Source organism: Pseudomonas tolaasii NCPPB 2192, from assembly GCF_002813445.1.
Taxonomy (GTDB): domain Bacteria; phylum Pseudomonadota; class Gammaproteobacteria; order Pseudomonadales; family Pseudomonadaceae; genus Aquipseudomonas; species Aquipseudomonas tolaasii.
Genome location: NZ_PHHD01000001.1, coordinates 4282074 through 4298604 on the forward strand (window position 1 = coordinate 4282074; position 16531 = coordinate 4298604).

At 62.2% G+C, this 16531-nt stretch carries 16 protein-coding genes and 1 pseudogene; 6 read left to right on the plus strand and 11 right to left on the minus strand.

Annotation, left to right across the window (positions count from 1 at the left end; translation table 11 throughout):
- Positions 1-77 precede the first annotated feature (77 nt).
- Positions 78-995, minus strand: a complete 918-nt coding sequence (locus ATI14_RS20065; protein WP_051032792.1) for an AraC family transcriptional regulator — start codon at positions 993-995, stop codon at positions 78-80.
- Between the two features lie 109 nt (positions 996-1104).
- Here ATI14_RS20065 and ATI14_RS20070 point away from each other — a divergent pair, with 109 nt between their 5' ends.
- Positions 1105-2145 carry an SDR family oxidoreductase gene (locus tag ATI14_RS20070; protein ID WP_016970645.1) on the plus strand — a complete coding sequence of 347 codons (1041 nt, stop codon included), beginning with the start codon at positions 1105-1107 and terminating at the stop codon, positions 2143-2145.
- A gap of 7 nt (positions 2146-2152) precedes the next feature.
- Here ATI14_RS20070 and ATI14_RS20075 read toward each other — a convergent pair whose 3' ends face one another.
- On the minus strand, positions 2153-3094 hold the full coding sequence (locus tag ATI14_RS20075; protein ID WP_016970646.1) for a LysR family transcriptional regulator: 942 nt from the start codon (positions 3092-3094) through the stop codon (positions 2153-2155).
- A gap of 109 nt (positions 3095-3203) precedes the next feature.
- On the opposite strand from ATI14_RS20075, the gene ATI14_RS20080 reads away from it, so the two are divergent.
- Positions 3204-4703 carry a CoA-acylating methylmalonate-semialdehyde dehydrogenase gene (locus tag ATI14_RS20080; RefSeq protein WP_016970647.1) on the plus strand — a complete coding sequence of 500 codons (1500 nt, stop codon included), beginning with the start codon at positions 3204-3206 and terminating at the stop codon, positions 4701-4703.
- A 113-nt stretch (positions 4704-4816) separates the two neighbouring features.
- Here the strand turns inward: ATI14_RS20080 and ATI14_RS20085 are convergent, their stop codons facing one another.
- Both ATI14_RS20085 and ATI14_RS31680 read right to left on the minus strand, forming a co-directional pair.
- Positions 4817-5113 carry a DUF6124 family protein gene (locus ATI14_RS20085; protein ID WP_080520042.1) on the minus strand — a complete coding sequence of 99 codons (297 nt, stop codon included), beginning with the start codon at positions 5111-5113 and terminating at the stop codon, positions 4817-4819.
- Between the two features lie 432 nt (positions 5114-5545).
- A pseudogene (locus ATI14_RS31680) lies at positions 5546-5841 on the minus strand (DUF6124 family protein).
- A gap of 302 nt (positions 5842-6143) precedes the next feature.
- Between ATI14_RS31680 and ATI14_RS20095 the strand changes: the two are divergent.
- Positions 6144-6785 carry an imm11 family protein gene (locus ATI14_RS20095; protein WP_370590143.1) on the plus strand — a complete coding sequence of 214 codons (642 nt, stop codon included), beginning with the start codon at positions 6144-6146 and terminating at the stop codon, positions 6783-6785.
- 56 nt (positions 6786-6841) lie between these two features.
- Here the strand turns inward: ATI14_RS20095 and ATI14_RS20100 are convergent, their stop codons facing one another.
- Both ATI14_RS20100 and ATI14_RS20105 read right to left on the minus strand, forming a co-directional pair.
- A complete protein-coding gene (locus ATI14_RS20100) occupies positions 6842-8107 on the minus strand; it encodes a carbohydrate porin (protein WP_080520648.1) in 1266 nt (421 codons plus the stop codon).
- 58 nt (positions 8108-8165) lie between these two features.
- Entirely contained in the window at positions 8166-10574 is a 2409-nt protein-coding gene (locus ATI14_RS20105; RefSeq protein ID WP_017255491.1) for a glucose/quinate/shikimate family membrane-bound PQQ-dependent dehydrogenase, read from the minus strand.
- Positions 10575-10765: 191 nt separating this feature from the next.
- Here ATI14_RS20105 and ATI14_RS20110 point away from each other — a divergent pair, with 191 nt between their 5' ends.
- Entirely contained in the window at positions 10766-11632 is an 867-nt protein-coding gene (locus ATI14_RS20110) for a Bug family tripartite tricarboxylate transporter substrate binding protein (protein WP_080520647.1), read from the plus strand.
- A gap of 13 nt (positions 11633-11645) precedes the next feature.
- On the opposite strand, the gene ATI14_RS20115 is transcribed toward ATI14_RS20110, so the two are convergent.
- On the minus strand, positions 11646-12521 hold the full coding sequence (locus ATI14_RS20115) for a bestrophin family protein (protein WP_016974502.1): 876 nt from the start codon (positions 12519-12521) through the stop codon (positions 11646-11648).
- Between the two features lie 189 nt (positions 12522-12710).
- On the opposite strand from ATI14_RS20115, the gene ATI14_RS20120 reads away from it, so the two are divergent.
- Positions 12711-12974, plus strand: a complete 264-nt coding sequence (locus tag ATI14_RS20120; RefSeq protein ID WP_016974501.1) for a hypothetical protein — start codon at positions 12711-12713, stop codon at positions 12972-12974.
- Positions 12971-13735, plus strand: coding sequence for a Fic family protein (locus ATI14_RS20125; RefSeq protein WP_016974500.1), 765 nt, complete (start codon positions 12971-12973; stop codon positions 13733-13735). The genes ATI14_RS20120 and ATI14_RS20125 overlap by 4 nt, the downstream gene beginning before the upstream one ends.
- Position 13736: 1 nt before the next feature.
- On the opposite strand, the gene ATI14_RS20130 is transcribed toward ATI14_RS20125, so the two are convergent.
- The 4 genes from ATI14_RS20130 to ATI14_RS20145 form a co-directional block, all read right to left on the minus strand.
- Positions 13737-14420 carry an SOS response-associated peptidase gene (locus ATI14_RS20130; RefSeq protein ID WP_016974499.1) on the minus strand — a complete coding sequence of 228 codons (684 nt, stop codon included), beginning with the start codon at positions 14418-14420 and terminating at the stop codon, positions 13737-13739.
- A gap of 61 nt (positions 14421-14481) precedes the next feature.
- Positions 14482-15078 carry a glutathione S-transferase family protein gene (locus ATI14_RS20135; protein WP_016974498.1) on the minus strand — a complete coding sequence of 199 codons (597 nt, stop codon included), beginning with the start codon at positions 15076-15078 and terminating at the stop codon, positions 14482-14484.
- Positions 15079-15108: 30 nt separating this feature from the next.
- A complete protein-coding gene (gene mug, locus ATI14_RS20140) occupies positions 15109-15642 on the minus strand; it encodes a G/U mismatch-specific DNA glycosylase (protein ID WP_016974497.1) in 534 nt (177 codons plus the stop codon).
- On the minus strand, positions 15639-16505 hold the full coding sequence (locus ATI14_RS20145; RefSeq protein WP_016974496.1) for a LysR substrate-binding domain-containing protein: 867 nt from the start codon (positions 16503-16505) through the stop codon (positions 15639-15641). The genes mug and ATI14_RS20145 overlap by 4 nt, the downstream gene beginning before the upstream one ends.
- Positions 16506-16531 lie beyond the last annotated feature (26 nt).

Sequence of the window (16531 nt, forward strand, 5' to 3'; positions counted from 1 at the left end):
TTTGACAGTCAGGTCGCTCAGGTTACCGCCCCTCAATGAGGTTTCCCGTGAGGTTGTGTGGAGGTTTGATGGAGACGCTAGCGGCGCATGCTGTTGCGGTACGCCTTGGGTGAGCGCCCGGTGATGCGTTTGAAAGCGTTACTGAACGCGCTGTCCGAACCATAGCCGAGGGAGTGCGCCAGCACGGCGATTGGGGTGTTTTCCTCCCGCAAGGCCCGCTCGGCCAGGTGCATGCGCCATTCCGTCAGATAGGTCAGCGGCGCTACGCCGGCGACGGCCTTGAAATGAAACGCGAACGTGGTGCGTGACATCGCACAAGCGCTCGCCAGTGCTTCCAGCGGCCAGGCCCGTTCGGGTTGCTCGTGCATCAAGCGCAGGGCCGGTGCCAGGCGTGGGTCACTCAACGTGCGCAACCAGCCGGCGGGCAGAGTGCTGGAAGTGCTCAAGTGCGCGCGCATGATCTGGATGAACAACAACTGCGACAGCTGCGCGCAGGCCAGTTGCACACCGGGCAGCCCGGCTTGTTGTTCTGCCACCAACTGATCCAGCAACCCGCGAAACGCCGTGGCCTGGGGTGATGCTGCCGAGACCTGAATCCACGCCGGCAGAACCTGAGCCAGCAGGCACCCGCTTACCGGGTCAAGCAGCACATGCCCGCCGATATAGGTGAAGTCTTCGCCGTCACCCAATTGCGCGGTGTTTTTGCCGGAGCCGGAGAACAGCTGCATGGCGTCAACCGGTTCCACCGACGGCTCACTGGACACCACAAAGCCGCGCGCCGCCGTCAGCAGGCCGACGTCTCCAGTGTCAAACCGCACGGGTTCGGGTTCGCCGTCGATGCTGACAAAGCAATGCCCCTTGATCACCGCAAAGAACTTGATGGACGTAGGCGGCGGAAAGCGGATCGCCCAGGGGCCCCCGGCGCTGAAGCCGCCGGTCATCAGCGATTCGGCGTGGGTCAGCCTGAGGATGTCGGAAAAGGGATCACTGCTCACACTCGTACTCTCGCGATAGTTATCGGCACGCTGGCGCATTCAACGTCCGGAAGAGCGACTCTATCATGAGCGCTTCCCGATTCGCTGAATCCTGACCCTGGAGGTCACCATGCTCGATACACCTACGTGGGTGCTGGTTACCGGCGGCACCGGTTTTATTGCGCAACATTGCATCATTGCCTTGCTGAACCAGGGCTACTGCGTGCGCACCACCGTACGCTCGTTAAGCCGTGAAGCCGAAGTGCGTGCCCACCTGAAAACCGGTGGCGTGGAGGCGGGTGATCGATTGCAGGTGGTGCGCGCCGATTTGAGTGAAGATCGTGGCTGGGCCGAGGCCGCTGCGGGCTGCACCTATGTGTTGCACGGCGCCTCGCCCACGCCGTCGGGCGACCAGGTCAGTGAAGAGCAGTGGGTCAAGCCGGCGGTAGACGGCAACCTGCGGGTGTTGCGCGCTGCGCGGGAGGCCGGGGTTCAGCGTGTGGTGCTGACGTCGGCATTTGGCGCCGTGGGTGTTGGCCATCCGCCGATGCTCCGACCCTTTGACGAGACCGACTGGAGCAACCTGGACGCAGGCCTGGCGCCTTATCAAAAGTCGAAAACCCTGTCGGAGCGCGCCGCCTGGGATTTCATCGCCAGTGAAGGGCGCGGGCTCGAACTGGCGACCGTCAACCCGGTGGCGGTACTCGGCCCGGCGTTGGGCGCGGACTTTTCGCACTCCATCCGCATTATCCAGCGCCTGATGGAGGGCCAGGGCGGTTGCCCGAAGATCAATTCGAGCTTTGTGGATGTGCGCGACGTCGCCGACCTGCACCTGCTCGCCATGACCCACCCGGCCGCCAGGGGCGAGCGCTTTCTGGCCTCGGCAGGTGAAAGCCTGTGGATGAAGGACGTGGCCCACGTCCTGAAAAAACGCCTGGGCCGTGCTGCCGACAAGGTGTCGACGCGGGTGTTGCCCAACTGGCTGATACGTCTGCTCGCCCGGCGTAACCCCAACCTGGCCAACATGGTGCCGTTGCTGGGGGTGAAGCTCAACGCCAGCAGCGCCAAGGCCAGGCGTCTGCTGGGCTGGGCGCCGCGTTCGCAGGAGGCGTCGATTGTTGCCACCGCCGAGAGCCTGGTGCGTCTGGGTTTGGTGGGGCACAAGGCCTGATGCTTGGTTAACCGGCGATGTAGCGGAAGCCGCCCGAGAGCTTGTCTTTCAGAAACCCCACCAACGCAGTCACCGACTTCGGCACATGGGGCGAATACGGGCGGATCAAGTAGATCTCGTCGGCAAACGCGCCTTTAAGCGTCCAGTCCTTGAGCACCTGCACCAGCTTGCCGCTGGCCAGCGCGGCGTGGGCGCTGAAATCCGGAAGCAGGGCGATGCCCAGGTGGTTGAGCGCCGAGTCGCGCAGGGCTTCACTGTTATTGGTGGCGAAGCTGCCGGCGATGGGCACAGTGAGGCGTTCGGTTTTTTTGTGGCCGCGCTCGAAGGTCCAGGCCGGCTGGTCAGTGCCGCGCGGGTAGAACAGGCAGTTGTGGGTACTGAGTTCGCCCGGTTCACGCGGCTCGCCGTGGCGGTGCAGGTATTCGCGGGTGGCTACCAGCACCGACGAGGTGTCGCACAGCTTCCACGCCACGTGGGTTTCCGGCACCTGAAAACCATGGCGTACCGCCAGGTCGTAACCCTCGGCCGCCAGTGAGCTCAAGGCATCGGATACATCCAGTTGAATGCGCACTTGCGGGTACTGCTGCAGAAATTCCGACAGGTGCGGCACCAATTGCTGACGGGCAAACGCCACCGGCGCGGTAAGGCGCACCAGCCCGCGAATCTCTCCGGCGGAATCGCGCACCGACGAGAAACTGCGCGCGATGTGCGCATAGGCGCTGCGCACTTCACGGGTCAGGGATTGCCCGGCATCGGTCAGCCGCACGCTGCGGGTGGTGCGGGTGACCAGCCGCGTGCCGGTGGCCTTTTCCAGGTCCGAAATGCGCTGACTGACCGCCGACTTGCTCACCCCCAGGCGCGCCGCCGCGGCCGTGTAAGTGCCGTGTTCTTCAAGCACCGACAACCAGTGAATATGGGTCCAGAGCCCCTCGATCTCAGCCTTTTCCATAATCGTATTGTTCGCTTATGAGGACAATCAGTTCTGGATTCTGCTCTGGTTTGGAACAAACCGAAAGCCTATCGTGTGCCTCAACGCTACCGACCCGGGATCAACCGCCATGACCACCACGATTGAGCACTACATCAATGACCAGCGCGTGAGCCGCGATGACCGCTACCAGGACGTCTACAACCCGGCCACCGGCGAAGTGACCGGGCGCGTCGCGCTGGCCAGCCGACAGACCGTGGCCGAAGCGGTCGCCGCCGCCCAGGCCGCGTTCGCCGGCTGGGCCGACACGCCGCCGATCCGCCGCGCCCGCGTGTTGTTCGAATACCTGCACCTGTTGCGTGAGCGCAAGGACGAGCTGGCGCGCATCATCGTCGCCGAGCACGGCAAAGTGTTCACCGACGCCCAGGGCGAAGTGGACCGTGGTATCGACATTCTCGAATTCGCCTGCGGCATTCCGAACCTGCTCAAGGGCGAACATTCCGACCAGGTGTCCCGAGGCATGGACAACTGGACGATGCGCCAGCCACTGGGCGTAGTGGCCGGTGTCACGCCGTTCAACTTCCCGGTGATGGTGCCGATGTGGATGTACCCGATCGCCATTGCAGCGGGCAATACCTTCATCCTCAAGCCAAGCCCGACTGACCCGAGTGCTTCGCTGTTCATGGCCGAATTGCTGCGTGAAGCCGGTTTGCCTAAAGGCGTATTCAATGTGGTGCAGGGCGACAAGGAGTCGGTGGATGCGCTGATCGAACACCCGGACGTCAAGGCGCTGAGCTTTGTGGGTTCGACGCCGATTGCCCAATACATCTACGAAACCGGCGCGCGCAACGGCAAACGCGTGCAAGGCCTGGGCGGCGCGAAAAACCACATGGTGGTGATGCCCGATGCCGATATCGAAAAAACCGTCGACGCATTGATGGGCGCCGCCTACGGCAGTGCCGGCGAGCGCTGCATGGCGATTTCGGTGGCGGTACTGGTGGGCGATGTGGGCGATAAAGTCATCGCGGCCTTGACCGAACGCGCCAAGCAATTGCGCATTACCGATGGCCGTGATTTGAAGGCCGAAATGGGCCCGATTGTGTCCAGGGCGGCGCTGGAGCGCATCAGCGGCTACATCGAGCAAGGCGTGCAGGCGGGTGCAAAACTGCTGCTCGACGGGCGTGACTATGTGCCGACCGAAGCCGGGTTGGAAAATGGCTTCTGGTTGGGCGCGACGCTGTTCGATCACGTGACCCGAGACATGAGCATCTACCGCGAAGAAATCTTCGGCCCGGTGCTGGCCTGCGTGCGTGTGAACGACTTCGCCGAGGCGATCCAACTGGTCAACGACCACGAATTCGGCAACGGCGTGAGCTGCTTCACCCGCGACGGCAACATCGCCCGTGAATTCGCGCGGCGCATTGAGGTGGGCATGGTCGGCATCAACGTGCCGATCCCGGTGCCGATGGCCTGGCACGGGTTCGGCGGCTGGAAGAAAAGCCTGTTTGGCGACATGCATGCCTATGGCACTGAGGGCGTGCGGTTCTACACCAAGCAGAAGTCGATCATGCAGCGCTGGTCGGAGAGCATCGAGCAGGGCGCGGAGTTTGCGATGCCTGTGTCCAGGTAACCCAAGCCAGCAGCTAATCTAATGTGGGAGCTGGCTTGCCTGCGATGGCGGTGTATCAGTACCGGATATTCTGGCTGACACTCCGCTATCGCAGGCAAGCCAGCTCCCACTTTTTATTGTGTTTCAGGTTTGAGGCATTCGATAGACCGATCCACCGTGGTCTTGGCCATCTCCAGCAAATGCCACACCGCCAGCACCTTCGCCCGTTCAGGCGGCGGCAGTAACTCGCCGCAATCCAGCGCAGTCGCCGAAGCACTGTCGAGCAAACTGGCGGTGTAGAACAGGGCGTCTTCGAAGCTGAGGTCCTGGATGTGAACGCTTTGGGTGGGCAGGTAATGGTCGATGGCGCGGTTGAAGGCGGCGCGGTCTTTGAGGGTGTCGAGGGGCGGGTCGGGGACGGGTTTATTCATGGTGTACCTTCGTGTTGGATTAGGGCTGACACCCATCGCGACTAAACGAGGGTGGCGGCTGTACGCAGGTTAGTCGACCGGTCCAACACGCAAAATCCGGCGCACCCGAAGGTGCCCTACGCACAGCCACCATAAAATCTCACGGAGGACCATGCACGTGTTGGAAGGTCGGGCGACTAAACCCGATCACTGATGAGCAGTGACGGACCGCAGACTAGCCACCGATTCCAGGACGCACAAGGCGGCAGGGATTGTCTAGGAAACGTCCTGCAATTAAAAGGGAGGTGGCTTGCTGGCCCTTTACAAGCCATGACCAAATGCCACTAACGTCACCTATTCACTGTGGGAGCTGGCTTGCCTGCGATGGCGGTGTATCAGTACCGGATATTCTGGCTAACACTCCGCTATCGCAGGCAAGCCAGCTCCCACTTTTTATTGTGTTTCAGGTTTGAGGCATTCGATAGACCGATCCACCGTGGTCTTGGCCATCTCCAGCAAATGCCACACCGCCAGCACCTTCGCCCGTTCAGGCGGCGGCAGTAACTCGCCGCAATCCAGCGCAGTCGCCGAAGTACTGTCGAGCAAACTGGCGGTGTAGAACAGGGCGTCTTCGAAGCTGAGGTTCTGGATGTGAACGCTTTGGGTGGGCAGGTAATGGTCGATGGCGCGGTTGAAGGCGGCGCGGTCTTTGGGGGGGCGAGGGGTGGGTCGGGGACGGGTTTATTCATGGTGTAGCTCCTGAATGACTAAGGAGCCGACACGCTTCGCGACTAAACGCAGGGTGGCGGCTGTACGCAGGTTAGTCGACCGGTCAGGAGCATCCGGCGCGCCCGAAGGCGCCCTGCGCACAGCCGCCATAACATTTCATGGGACTATGCACTTCCTGAATCCGGGCGACTAAACCCGATCACTGATGAGCAGTGACGGACCGCAGACTAGCCACCGATTCCAGGACGCACAAGGCGGCAGGGATTGTCTAGGAAACGTCCTGCAATTAAAAGGGAGGTGGCTTGCTGGCGCTTTACAAACCATGACCAAATGCCACTTGACCATCTGTGAGACAAAAGGGAAAGAGAGAAGGATGAGGCACATGCGGTATTACTGGCTCAGGCCACAATTTGCAATGCCGGGTAAATGGGTGTTGGGAAACATAGGCCATGTTGATAACTGGCTCTTCAGGCACCCGCCTGCTGAGTTTATGGAGCCGTGCACCTACACGCTTGACGTGCTGCACGACGGTGCAGAACGGGACTACTCGGTTGCCGGGTATGCCAGTGTTCCGGTGTTGAGCCAAAGGGCCTATGAGGCCCTGGCGGGGTTGCCCGAGGTGGACGAGCCTTATCACCACGTCGTGCTTGAGCCGGTCCGCATCGCGAACAAGGCCGTGTCGCAGGATTATTTTGTGATGGTCATCGAGACCCAGGTCGACTGCATTGACGAACAGCGTTCGGAGTTTGAACGCTTTGCGGTAGACGATCCTGTGAGGCCGGATCTGGCAGGGCAATACAGCTACTTTTTCCGGCTCGTCATCGACCCGTCGAAAACAGGCGGTCGCCATATCTTCCGGGTCAAGGACTACCTCGGCGCAATTATCGTCAGCGAAGAAGTCAAACGTCGTTTCGAGGCCGCTGGGCTGGTCGGGCTGGTCTTTGATTCGGTTGATGCTGACTGACCCACGACGGTGTTATGGCCGGGGTGCTGTGGCCGTGCACCCCGGCAATCACCCGGTCAGAAAACAGCTTTCACCTGTAGCCCCACCACCAGCGCATTGTCGATATCCACCCCGGAAAACGCGCCGGGCTCAAGGATGTACTGCACATCCGGGCGCAGCGTCAGCCATGGCGTGGCCTGGTAGCCATAGCTCAGTTCGATCAACTGTTCGGCGTTGTTCAGGTTGGGGTAATCGGTCCCGGCGTTGACTGCAGCCAGTTCCTGCACCTCCCGGCTGCGCGGGTTGGGCACGGCGCGGCCATATCCCAGGGCCAGCGTATCCCGTGGGCGACCTTCGAACGGCTTGTACAGCACCACGCCTGCGCCATACCACTGGCTGAACGGCGAGGCCGCTTCGCTGGCAGCGGAGTATTGGCCAAAGGCGTGCAGCACGCGCCCGGCGGATGATTCGGACGCCCACACCGCTTGATCAACCAGCAGGTAATGCCCGCCGCGCCCGCTGACCTTCTTGTCGCTGCCGATGCGTTTTACATCGGAGCTGTCGTAGTAGTAACCGAGCTTGTACTCACCCGGCAGGGTGCCGGCGTGTTTGTAGACGAGCTCAATCGGCACCACGGTGCCGGTGGTGCGTTTCGGGTCCAGGCGCCAGGCGCGGCTGGCGTTGCCGTTGCTGTCCGGGTCCACGTTGAAGGCGGCCACGCGCAGTTGCCAACTTGGTGAAAAGTCGTATTTCACCCGCGCGCCCAGGCGGGCGTTCGGGTAGTTGGTCCAGCCGCTGCCACCGGACATGTTCAGCGGGTGCCTGCAGAAACCGGCGTTCATGAAGTTGCAGAGGATGCCGCTGTCGAGGCCGCCAAGGTCGTTGCCCATGGCCATGTAGCCGAGCTTGATGTTCAGCGCTGGGGTGAACAGCGTGCGCTCGTAGCTCAACTCGGTGAGGCGGGTGTAGAGGCCGCCGTAGTTTTCCTGGATCGGCAGGCGGTTGCCCACCAGGTCCTCGGAAGCGCTGTTGCCGCGACGGTCGTTGATCGTCAGCTGGATGCGGTCGCCCTGGTTGAAACCGTAGAGTTTGCCCAGATCGAACTGCACGCCGAGCTTGATGTTCTGCGAGTAGCGCGCCGCGCGGTGTTGGCCGCCGTGGGCGTTGTAGGCGGTTTCGCCGCTGTAGTCGCCGGTAAAGCGAATGCCTTGTTCGTCGAGTTCGCGGCGCAGGCCGCCCCAGTCGCCGGTCAGGGTCGTATCGTCGGCTTGTACGGGCAGGGCGGCACCCAGGGCCAGGCCCAGCAACAGGCGCCCGAGGGAAGAATGAGAAGTGGGGGTCATGCGAAGTGTTCCAGGCAAAAAAAGCGCGGTGCCGGGGCGGGCACCGCGCGAACAAAGGTTAGGGCAGGGCGTAGGCGATCACGTAGTCGCCACGGTCGGTGGACTGGCGAGCGCCGCCGGCGGTGATGACGATGTATTGCTTGCCGGTTTTCGGCGACACATAGGTCATCGGGCCACCCTGGCTGCCCACGGGCAGGCGGGCTTTCCAGACTTCATCACCGTTGCCGCTGTTGAAGGCGCGCAGGTAGAAATCCTGGGTGCCGGCGATAAAGATCAGGCCGCCCTGGGTCGACAGCGTGCCACCCAGCGTCGGCAAACCGATCTTGATCGGCAGGTGCATGCGGATACCCAGCGGGCCGGTGTCTTCCACCGTGCCGACGGGCACTTGCCACGCCACTTTCTGCGTCTTCATGTCGATGGCGGTGAGGGTGCCGAACGGCGGCGCCTGGCACGGAATGCCGGCCACCGACAGGAAGCGGTTTTTGTTCACCGCATAGGGCGTGCCCTTGAGCGGCACGGCGCCCATGCCGGTGTTCAGTGCTTCACCGCCGGACGAGGCCTGGGCGTTTTTTTGGCCCGGCACCATCTGGATCCACAGGCCCAGGCGCATGTCGTTGACGAAGATAAAACCGTGCACCGGGTCGGTGGAAATACTGCCCCAATTCATGCCGCCCAAGGAGCCGGGGAAACTCAGGGATTTGTCCGTGCCCGGCGCGGTGTACAGGCCTTCGTAGCGCATGCCCTTGAAATCGATGCGGCACAGCAACTGATCAAACGGCGTGGCGCCCCACATGTCCGATTCGGTCAGGGTTTGCGCGCCGATCTGCGGCATGCCCACGGATTTTGGCTGGGTTGGCGAGTAGGGTTCGTTGGGAATGTTGGCGGCCTTGACCGGCACTTCGCGCACGTCGGTCAGCGGCTTGCCGGTGGCGCGGTCGAGCACGTAGATCTGCCCGGCCTTGGTGCCGATCACCACCGCCGACACGGGCTTGTCGCTGCCCGGCGGGGTGAAGTCGATCAGGCTCGGTTGCATGGGCAGGTCGAAGTCCCACAGGTCGTTGTGGACGGTCTGGTACACCCACTTTTCAGCACCGGTGGAGGCGTCCAGCGCCAGTACCGATGCGCCGTATTTGTGGTTGAGCTGGGTGCGTTCCACACCGTAGATGTCGGTGGATGAGCTGCCCATCGGCAGGAAAACCGTGTTCATCAGCGGGTCGTAGGACATCGGCGCCCAGCTGTTCGGCGTGCTGCGCACGTAGGTGCTGCCCTCGGCCGGGGCTTTTTTGTCTTCCGGGTTGCCCGGGTCGAAGGCCCAGCGCATCTGGCCGGTGATCACGTCAAAACCACGGATCACGCCGCCGGGCATGTCGGTTTGCACGTTGTCCGCCACGCGGCCGCCGACCACGACGGTGGTGCCGGCGATCAAGGGCGCGGAGGACAGTTGATAGTAGCTGTCCGGCACGTTGCCCAGGCCGGCTTTCAGATCGACCTGGCCGTGGGTGCCGAAGTCTTCACAGAATTGGCCGGTGTCGGCGTCCACGGCGATCAGGCGTGCGTCAATGGTGTTGGTCAGCAGACGGCGCTGGCACTGGGCACCGGCGGGGACGCTGGCGGCGATGATCGGCGAGCTGTTGGGCTGGGTCGGTTGAGCAATCGGCGCGGTGGCGTCGAAATACGCCATGCCACGGCAGCGCTGCCACACGGCCGACTTGGCGTTGACTTCGTTCTTCCACAGCTCTTTGCCGGTGTCGGCATCCAGGGCGATCAGGTTGTTGTGCGGTGTGCAGATGAACACTTTGTTGCCGATCTGCAGGGGCGTGAGCTGGTCTTCGGCGCCGTTGCCGTCGCTGATGGCCACGTCGCCGGTGTGGTAGGTCCACGCGACTTTGAGCTTGTTCACGGTATCGCGGTTGATCTGGTCCAGCGCGGCAAAACGGCTGCCGCCTTCGGTGTTGCCGTAGTGCGCCCAGTCTTTCTGCGCGTCTGCCGGGTTCACCGCAGTGATGCCCGGACCTGCACCCGTTGGGGCCACGCTGGGGTGTGCGACGAACATATTGCCTGCCGCGACCGCCACGCCTACCGCCAGCACGGCGGCAATGCCGTACGCGCCGCGCGCAGGGCGGCCCGCCAGTAGCGGATAAACCAGCGCCACCACCACGCCGATGGCGGCAAACATGAACAGCCGCGAGAACAACGGCCAGAACACCAGGCCCACATCCGCAATCGCCCACACGGCTGTGCCGACCAGGAACGCGGCGAACAACCAGGCACCCGCGGGCTTGCGTTGGGCAATCAGCACGCCGGAAATCGCCATGGCGCCGCCGCCGATCAGGAAGTACCAGGAACCGCCCAGGCTGGCCAGCTTGGCGCCGCCCACGGCCAGGGCCACGCCGAGCAGGGCGATGATGACGCCCAGGCCCAGCAGGAGATATCGGGATGCGCCAGCGGCGCGGGGTGTTCGTTTCATGTCGGCAGGACTCGAATGTGACTGACTAAAGGTTGAATGTTAGCAAGATAAGTAACCAGTTAGTACATTAGAGTCCTGCAATAGACTATTACAGCGGCGGTGAAGATGAGACGTGGTCAAATGCCGCGCCGCGCTGGACGATTTCCCTGCCGGGTTTAGAATCGCCGGATTCGTGCCTCTGAGGTTCCCCCATGCCTTCACCCACGCCCCTGCGCGTACTGATCGGCTTTTCGCCGCGCAGCGCTTCCGATGACTTGCTCAACAGCATGGCCCCGGCACTGAGCGCCGCCCTGGAGCGCCCGATCCACATCGAGCTGATGCCCGGTGAACTCGGTGCCAGGGCCGCCCGCGCGTTCATCGCGGGTGAGGCGGACGGTCATACCGTGCTGGTCGCCACGTTTGGCACCCATGCCATCAACCCCAACCTGCGTGATGATCTGGGTTATGACCCGTTGCTGGACTTTGAGCCGATCTGCCTGGCGACCCGTGCGCCGCTGGTGCTGGGCACGGGGCTACCGGTGGACAATGTGCAGGCGCTGATCGAGTTGGGCTTGCAGCAGACCCTGACCTACGGCAGTTCGGGCGTGGGCAGCGCGCCTTATCTGGCGGGCCTTTTGTTTGAGAAGCTGACCGGTGTCAAGCTGGAGCACCGGGCGTACCCCGACACGCGCGAGCTGTATGGGGCGCTGGAGGAGGGCAGCCTCGACCTGAGTTTCAACAACGCCGCTTCCATGCTGCCAAAGGTGCGCGAAGGATCGCTGCGTGCGCTGGGGGTGACCACACCGCAGAGATCGGCGGCGTTGCCCGCTGTGCCGACATTGGATGAGTCCGGCCTGAGCGGTTTTGCGTTGAACAACTGGCTGGGTTTTGTCGCACCCAAAGGCACTTCACCGGCGACGATAACCGTGTTGAACAGCGCCATCGCCAGTGCGTTGAAGGCTGCGCAAACCCAGGCGTTGCTCGACGAAAACGGCATTGAAGCCGTGGCTGGCACGCCCGCACAGTTCGCCCGGCACCTGGCCGATGAACTCGCGCGTTGGGCGTGGTTGCGCGGCTAGACCGTGCAAGGGTTTACGCCAGGGCATCGCGCTGCATCGACTGCAGGTTTTTCTCGATGGTTTCACAAATCGTCTCCATCTGAATCTGGTGCTCACTGGAGTGAAACGGGCTTTGCAAATCGGTGCCGATGCGCTCGATCGCCAGCAGCATAAAACCCACCACCGTGGACGCCAGCGGCGTGAACCAGCCGAGGGATTCCACCAGGCCGACCGGCACGATCAGGCAGAACAGCGAGATGAACAGGCGCGGGAAATACACGTAGGGGTAGGGCAGCGGCGTATTGGCGATACGCTCCATGCCGCCCTGGGCATTGGAGAGGTCCACCAGGGTGGATTCCAGCCGCGCCAGGCGAATGCTGTCCAGCCGCCCGGCCTGGTATTCACGGGCCAGCAGCGTGGCGGAGCCGGTGAGAATGTCGTTGGCGAAGTTGTTGGTGGCGCCGTTGCGCGCGAATTCTTCACCGGGAATGAATGCGCGCACTTCCTCCGGGCACGGCTGGCCCTTGAGGTGCGCCGCCAGGCAGTTCACATAGGCGACGTGACGGCGCAGCAGGGTGGACTTGATCGGGTTGACTTCGGCGTCCGGGTCATCCAGCAAGGTCAGCACCTGCCGCGCGAAACTGCGCGAATTGTTGACCATCGCCCCCCACAGCGTGCGTGCTTCCCACCAGCGGTTGTAGGCGCTGCTGTTGCGAAAACTGATCAGCACCACCAGCGCCGAACCCAGCAGCGTGAGCGGCATCAACGGCAGGTTGATCTTGGCGTTGAGAAACAGCATGAAATCCACCGTCACGGCGATATCCCACAACAGCAGCCAGAACAGGGCCCAACCCACGTAGCCCATGGTTTTGATGATCAAACGGTACTTTTTGATGATGGCGGCTTTCAAACGACAACCTCACAGCGAGCAGTTGGCAACAATGCCTTAGCTCGGACGCGGGTTTGGGGGGAAAGGTTCGGCGAGTGCCAAATGCAGGGGGCTATTTCAGGTTAAAACCGGTCATCGCGGGCGGTAAGCCGGGTTGAGGGTCGAGACGGGCACCATGCTATGCTCCAGCAATGAATTGAGGGATACCCGATGACCAAAACAACTGATGTCAGTGTTGCCAGCAAAGTGCGCAAAATGGCTGAAGTCCATCATGTCACCGCCGAACGTGACGGGATAAGCCGGATGGCTATTGCGATCACCGGCCTGGCTGGCGATGTGGTCGAGTTGGATGGTGTGGAGCAGTTGCTGGTCAACCTCAAAAGGAAAGGGGTTTTGAGCAAGTCGGAGACACTTGCACTTCAAGGCAGCTATCTTCAGGAAAAGCGTCGCTTGAAGAAGACACTCAGCGCATGAGCTTTGACCCCTTCGGCGACTTCGAGACTGCCGGGTACCTTCAAAATGCTCTGCAGCTCAAGGATCCTGTCGAAATTAAAGAGTCCGAGCATCTCTCGTTTGAATTGAGTCTGGAAGATGCACTGGTTTACCTGGCGAGTGTAAAAACCATTGCGTACAGCTCGGTCTTGAAAGTGCACGAAATCCTGTTCTCGGGTTTCTATCCCTGGGCAGGTAAGGACCGGAAGGTACTTGTTCCCCATCTTGCTGTTTTCAAGGGGACGCCGCAGAACCCGCATCATACGGCCTTCGAACAACCGCTCTTGATCGAGCCTTCTATTGACTACGCGCTCGAACTGGCTTCGAACCGTGCGCGTTTCAGAGATCGCCCTGGCGATGTAATGGGGCAACTTGCCTTTGCCCACCCATTTCTTGACGGAAATGGTCGTACGATCCTGCTGGTTTTCATGGAGCTTTGCTTTAGAGCCGGTTTTGCGATTGAGTGGTCGAAAACCAATAAAGACCATTATCTTCTGGCACTCAGCGATGAAATTAGAGAGCCCTTCCAGGGGCATTTGAATCACTACCTGAAGCCGTTCGTGGTTGATATTGCCGACCGTGATGAATGGCCAGCAATGATTGGTGGCATCAAAGGGCTGGATGGGCTAGATAAAGAAGGCATTACCTACGCGAACCTGGACCAGCCCGAGGTTCAACAGATCTACAAGACTTACAGGGCGCAACTGCTTGACGCCTCCTCCTCGGTAGAACCGGGCAACTGATTCAGCCGTCTATCGGCTCAACCACATGCGCCCCGTCATGGCGCGGATTACCGACGGCGGTATCTACTCGATACCATTCAAACACCTCAGACGGCTCGCCCTGGAACAGCACCAGTTGCTCGGCGCGGTTTCGGCTGGTGGCCGGGTCCAGCCATTCCCTGGCCAGCAACGGGTTGAGCACCACGGGGCGGCGGTCATGAATATCGAGCATGCCGCCGGCGCTGTCGGCGGTGATGATCACGAAGCCGTCGTCAACGCCTGCGCCTTCATCGGCGTCAGGCAGTTGGCCGATGGCGGCGCAGAGCACCGGGGCGCCGTCGCGGCGGCGGATCAGATAGGGCTGCTTTTTCGGGCCGCCTTCGTCCACCCATTCAAACCAGCTGTCGATGGGCGCGATCGCGCGATGGGGCCAGATGGCGCGAAAAAAGGGGCCATTGGCGACTTTCTCCACCCGCGCATTGATCGGCGGCGCGCGGTCTTTGGCCCAGTGCGGGCGCCAGCCCCAGCGTACAAGGTCGGCGTGCAACAGACCGTTTTCCAGATGCAGCAAGGCGACCGGCGTGGAGGGCGCCACGTTGTAGCGCCCAAGCGGCTGCTCGCCCACGCTGTTGACCAGGGCATTGGGCATGCTCAGGGCCGCGACGAAATCATGGATGCCCCGGTACTGCGTCAGTCGTCCGCACATGGCTGATCCCTCAGGCTGTCACCTGAGCGTAGCCGCTGCATCGCAGGCCGGGGCCGGTTGTTTATTCGATCGGGTAGCGCTTGAAGGCCGGATGCTGTTCAAGCCGTTCGGCGTGGCGTTTCAGGTTGAGGAACGCATCGGCGTTGACCACCGAGGCCACGGTGAACTGGCTGAACGACCAGGCCACCGCCGCCGTGAGGGACGCCTGGGTCAGCGTTTCATCGTCGGGCAGGTGTTTTTCCAGCAGCGCATAGGCCGCCAGCAACTGGCCGCCGACGCGGTCGAGCCAGGGCGCGTGCTGTTTCTCGGCCGGGCGCAGGTTGTGTTCATACACGATCTGCACGCTTTTCTCGCACGCCGCCAGGGCAAGCCCGAGCACTTGCAAATCACGGGCGCGGGCGGCGGGGGACTGGGGCAGCAACTTCTTGTCAGCCGGGGCCAGGGCTTCCAGATAGTCGAGGATCAGGCTGGAGTCCATCAGCACGGTTGCATCGTCCAGCACCAGCGTGGGCGCCTTGACCACCGGGTTGATCTGGCTAAATTCCGGGAAGTGGCGAAACACCGAGAGCGCTTGATGCTCGAAGGGCACCCCGTAGAGGTCCAGGGAAATAGCCACGCGACGCACGTAGGGCGAGTCCAGCATGCCGATCAGTTTCATGAAGCCTCCATTGCATTCAAACCGTTGGGCTCAGGAGGTTAAGGGCTGTTGATCGGCCTGCGCAATGGCGGCTTGCAGTGGCCGGTAAGCGTCCACCAATTGTTCCAGGCTGAACGCCAGGTTGCGCCCGCTGGGGTTGGGCAACACCCATACCGAGGCGTCGCCCAGTAATTGCGGCTGCAACCCCCAGTCGAGCTGGCGTTGGCCGCTCAGTGCGCTGTAGCCGGCTTTGCCCAGAAACGCCACGAAGCGTGGCTGGCAGCGGCGGATCTTCTGCTCAAAGGCCGCCGCTGCCCCCTTGAACTCATGCTGCGCCAACTCGCCGGCGCTCGCCGTGGGGCGCTCGACCAGCGTGGTCAGGCCGTAGCCGTAATCAAGCAGCCTTGGCCCGTCTTGCGCGCGAAGTTCATGGGGCGTGAACCCCGCCAGGTGCAAGGTGCGCCAGAAGCGGTTGCTGCGGTTGGCAAAGTGCAGGCCGAGGGCGGCCGAGCCCTTGCCGGGGTTGATGCCGCAGAACACCACCGACAAGCCTTCGGCGAGGATGTCTTCGAGCCGGTCGGTCATGTCGGGTCTGCCTGCAGATGGGTCAGCAGCCACGCGGTGAAACTGCGTGCCATGGGGTCGTGTTCACTGTCGCGGTGGGTCAGCAGTGCCCAGCTCGGGCCGCGAATGGTTGCTTCGACCAGCGGCGTGAGTAACCCGTTTTCCTGGGCCTGGCGGCTCAGCAACTGGCTGACCAGGCCAATCCCGAGCCCGGTACACACGGCGTCCAGCAACAGGCCGGGGTCGGAAAAATTAAGGCCCTGATCCTGCTGTCCCACATCGACGCCGGCTTCCACCGCCCAATGGCTCCAATCCATTTCCCGCTCGCCGTGCAGGGTGGTGCGCTGCTCCTTCGGCACGTTCAGCACGCGTGGGTGGCACGCGGGGAACAAGCGGTCGGCATGCAGCACCTTGAAGCTGCATTCGGCCTGGGAGCTGATGTCGTCGCGCACCGCGAGGTCGATGGTCTGGCTGGCCATGTCGGGCACTTCATCGGTGCTGAAAATCCACAGGTCCACTTCCGGGTGCCGGCGACGGAAGTCCGCCAGACGCGGCAGCAACCAATGGCGGGCGAAGGTCGGCGTGGTGTTGAGCACCAGTTGGTTGGGCTTGCGGTATTGCCCCAGCCGCCGCACGCCGACCGCCAATTGTTGCAACAGGGCCTGGGTGGTGCTGAGAAAGTCATAACCGGCGTCGGTGAGGCTCACGCTGCGCCCGCTGCGGAAAAACAACGGTTGCTCAAGGTAGGCCTCCAGGCTGCGGATCTGCTGGCTGATCGCTGATTGGGTCAGGTGCAGTTCTTCAGCCGCCTTGTGGAAGCTACCCAGCCGGGCGGCGGCTTCAAAGCCGCGCAACGTGCCGAGGGGCGGCCAGTGGTTCAACATGCTGATAAGTTCCTCTAATCAGTTTT

Excerpts from the sequence above, each read along its gene's own strand:
- ATI14_RS20070 (WP_016970645.1), top strand. The coding sequence starts at position 1,105 with ATGCTCGATACACCTACGTGGGTGCTGGTTACCGGCGGCACCGGTTTT.
- ATI14_RS20075 (WP_016970646.1), bottom strand. The coding sequence starts at position 3,094 with ATGGAAAAGGCTGAGATCGAGGGGCTCTGGACCCATATTCACTGGTTG.
- ATI14_RS20080 (WP_016970647.1), top strand. The coding sequence starts at position 3,204 with ATGACCACCACGATTGAGCACTACATCAATGACCAGCGCGTGAGCCGC.
- ATI14_RS20085 (WP_080520042.1), bottom strand. The coding sequence starts at position 5,113 with ATGAATAAACCCGTCCCCGACCCGCCCCTCGACACCCTCAAAGACCGC.
- ATI14_RS20095 (WP_370590143.1), top strand. The coding sequence starts at position 6,144 with ATGACCAAATGCCACTTGACCATCTGTGAGACAAAAGGGAAAGAGAGA.
- ATI14_RS20100 (WP_080520648.1), bottom strand. The coding sequence starts at position 8,107 with ATGACCCCCACTTCTCATTCTTCCCTCGGGCGCCTGTTGCTGGGCCTG.
- ATI14_RS20105 (WP_017255491.1), bottom strand. The coding sequence starts at position 10,574 with ATGAAACGAACACCCCGCGCCGCTGGCGCATCCCGATATCTCCTGCTG.
- ATI14_RS20110 (WP_080520647.1), top strand. The coding sequence starts at position 10,766 with ATGCCTTCACCCACGCCCCTGCGCGTACTGATCGGCTTTTCGCCGCGC.
- ATI14_RS20120 (WP_016974501.1), top strand. The coding sequence starts at position 12,711 with ATGACCAAAACAACTGATGTCAGTGTTGCCAGCAAAGTGCGCAAAATG.
- ATI14_RS20125 (WP_016974500.1), top strand. The coding sequence starts at position 12,971 with ATGAGCTTTGACCCCTTCGGCGACTTCGAGACTGCCGGGTACCTTCAA.
- ATI14_RS20130 (WP_016974499.1), bottom strand. The coding sequence starts at position 14,420 with ATGTGCGGACGACTGACGCAGTACCGGGGCATCCATGATTTCGTCGCG.
- ATI14_RS20135 (WP_016974498.1), bottom strand. The coding sequence starts at position 15,078 with ATGAAACTGATCGGCATGCTGGACTCGCCCTACGTGCGTCGCGTGGCT.
- mug (WP_016974497.1), bottom strand. The coding sequence starts at position 15,642 with ATGACCGACCGGCTCGAAGACATCCTCGCCGAAGGCTTGTCGGTGGTG.
- ATI14_RS20145 (WP_016974496.1), bottom strand. The coding sequence starts at position 16,505 with ATGTTGAACCACTGGCCGCCCCTCGGCACGTTGCGCGGCTTTGAAGCC.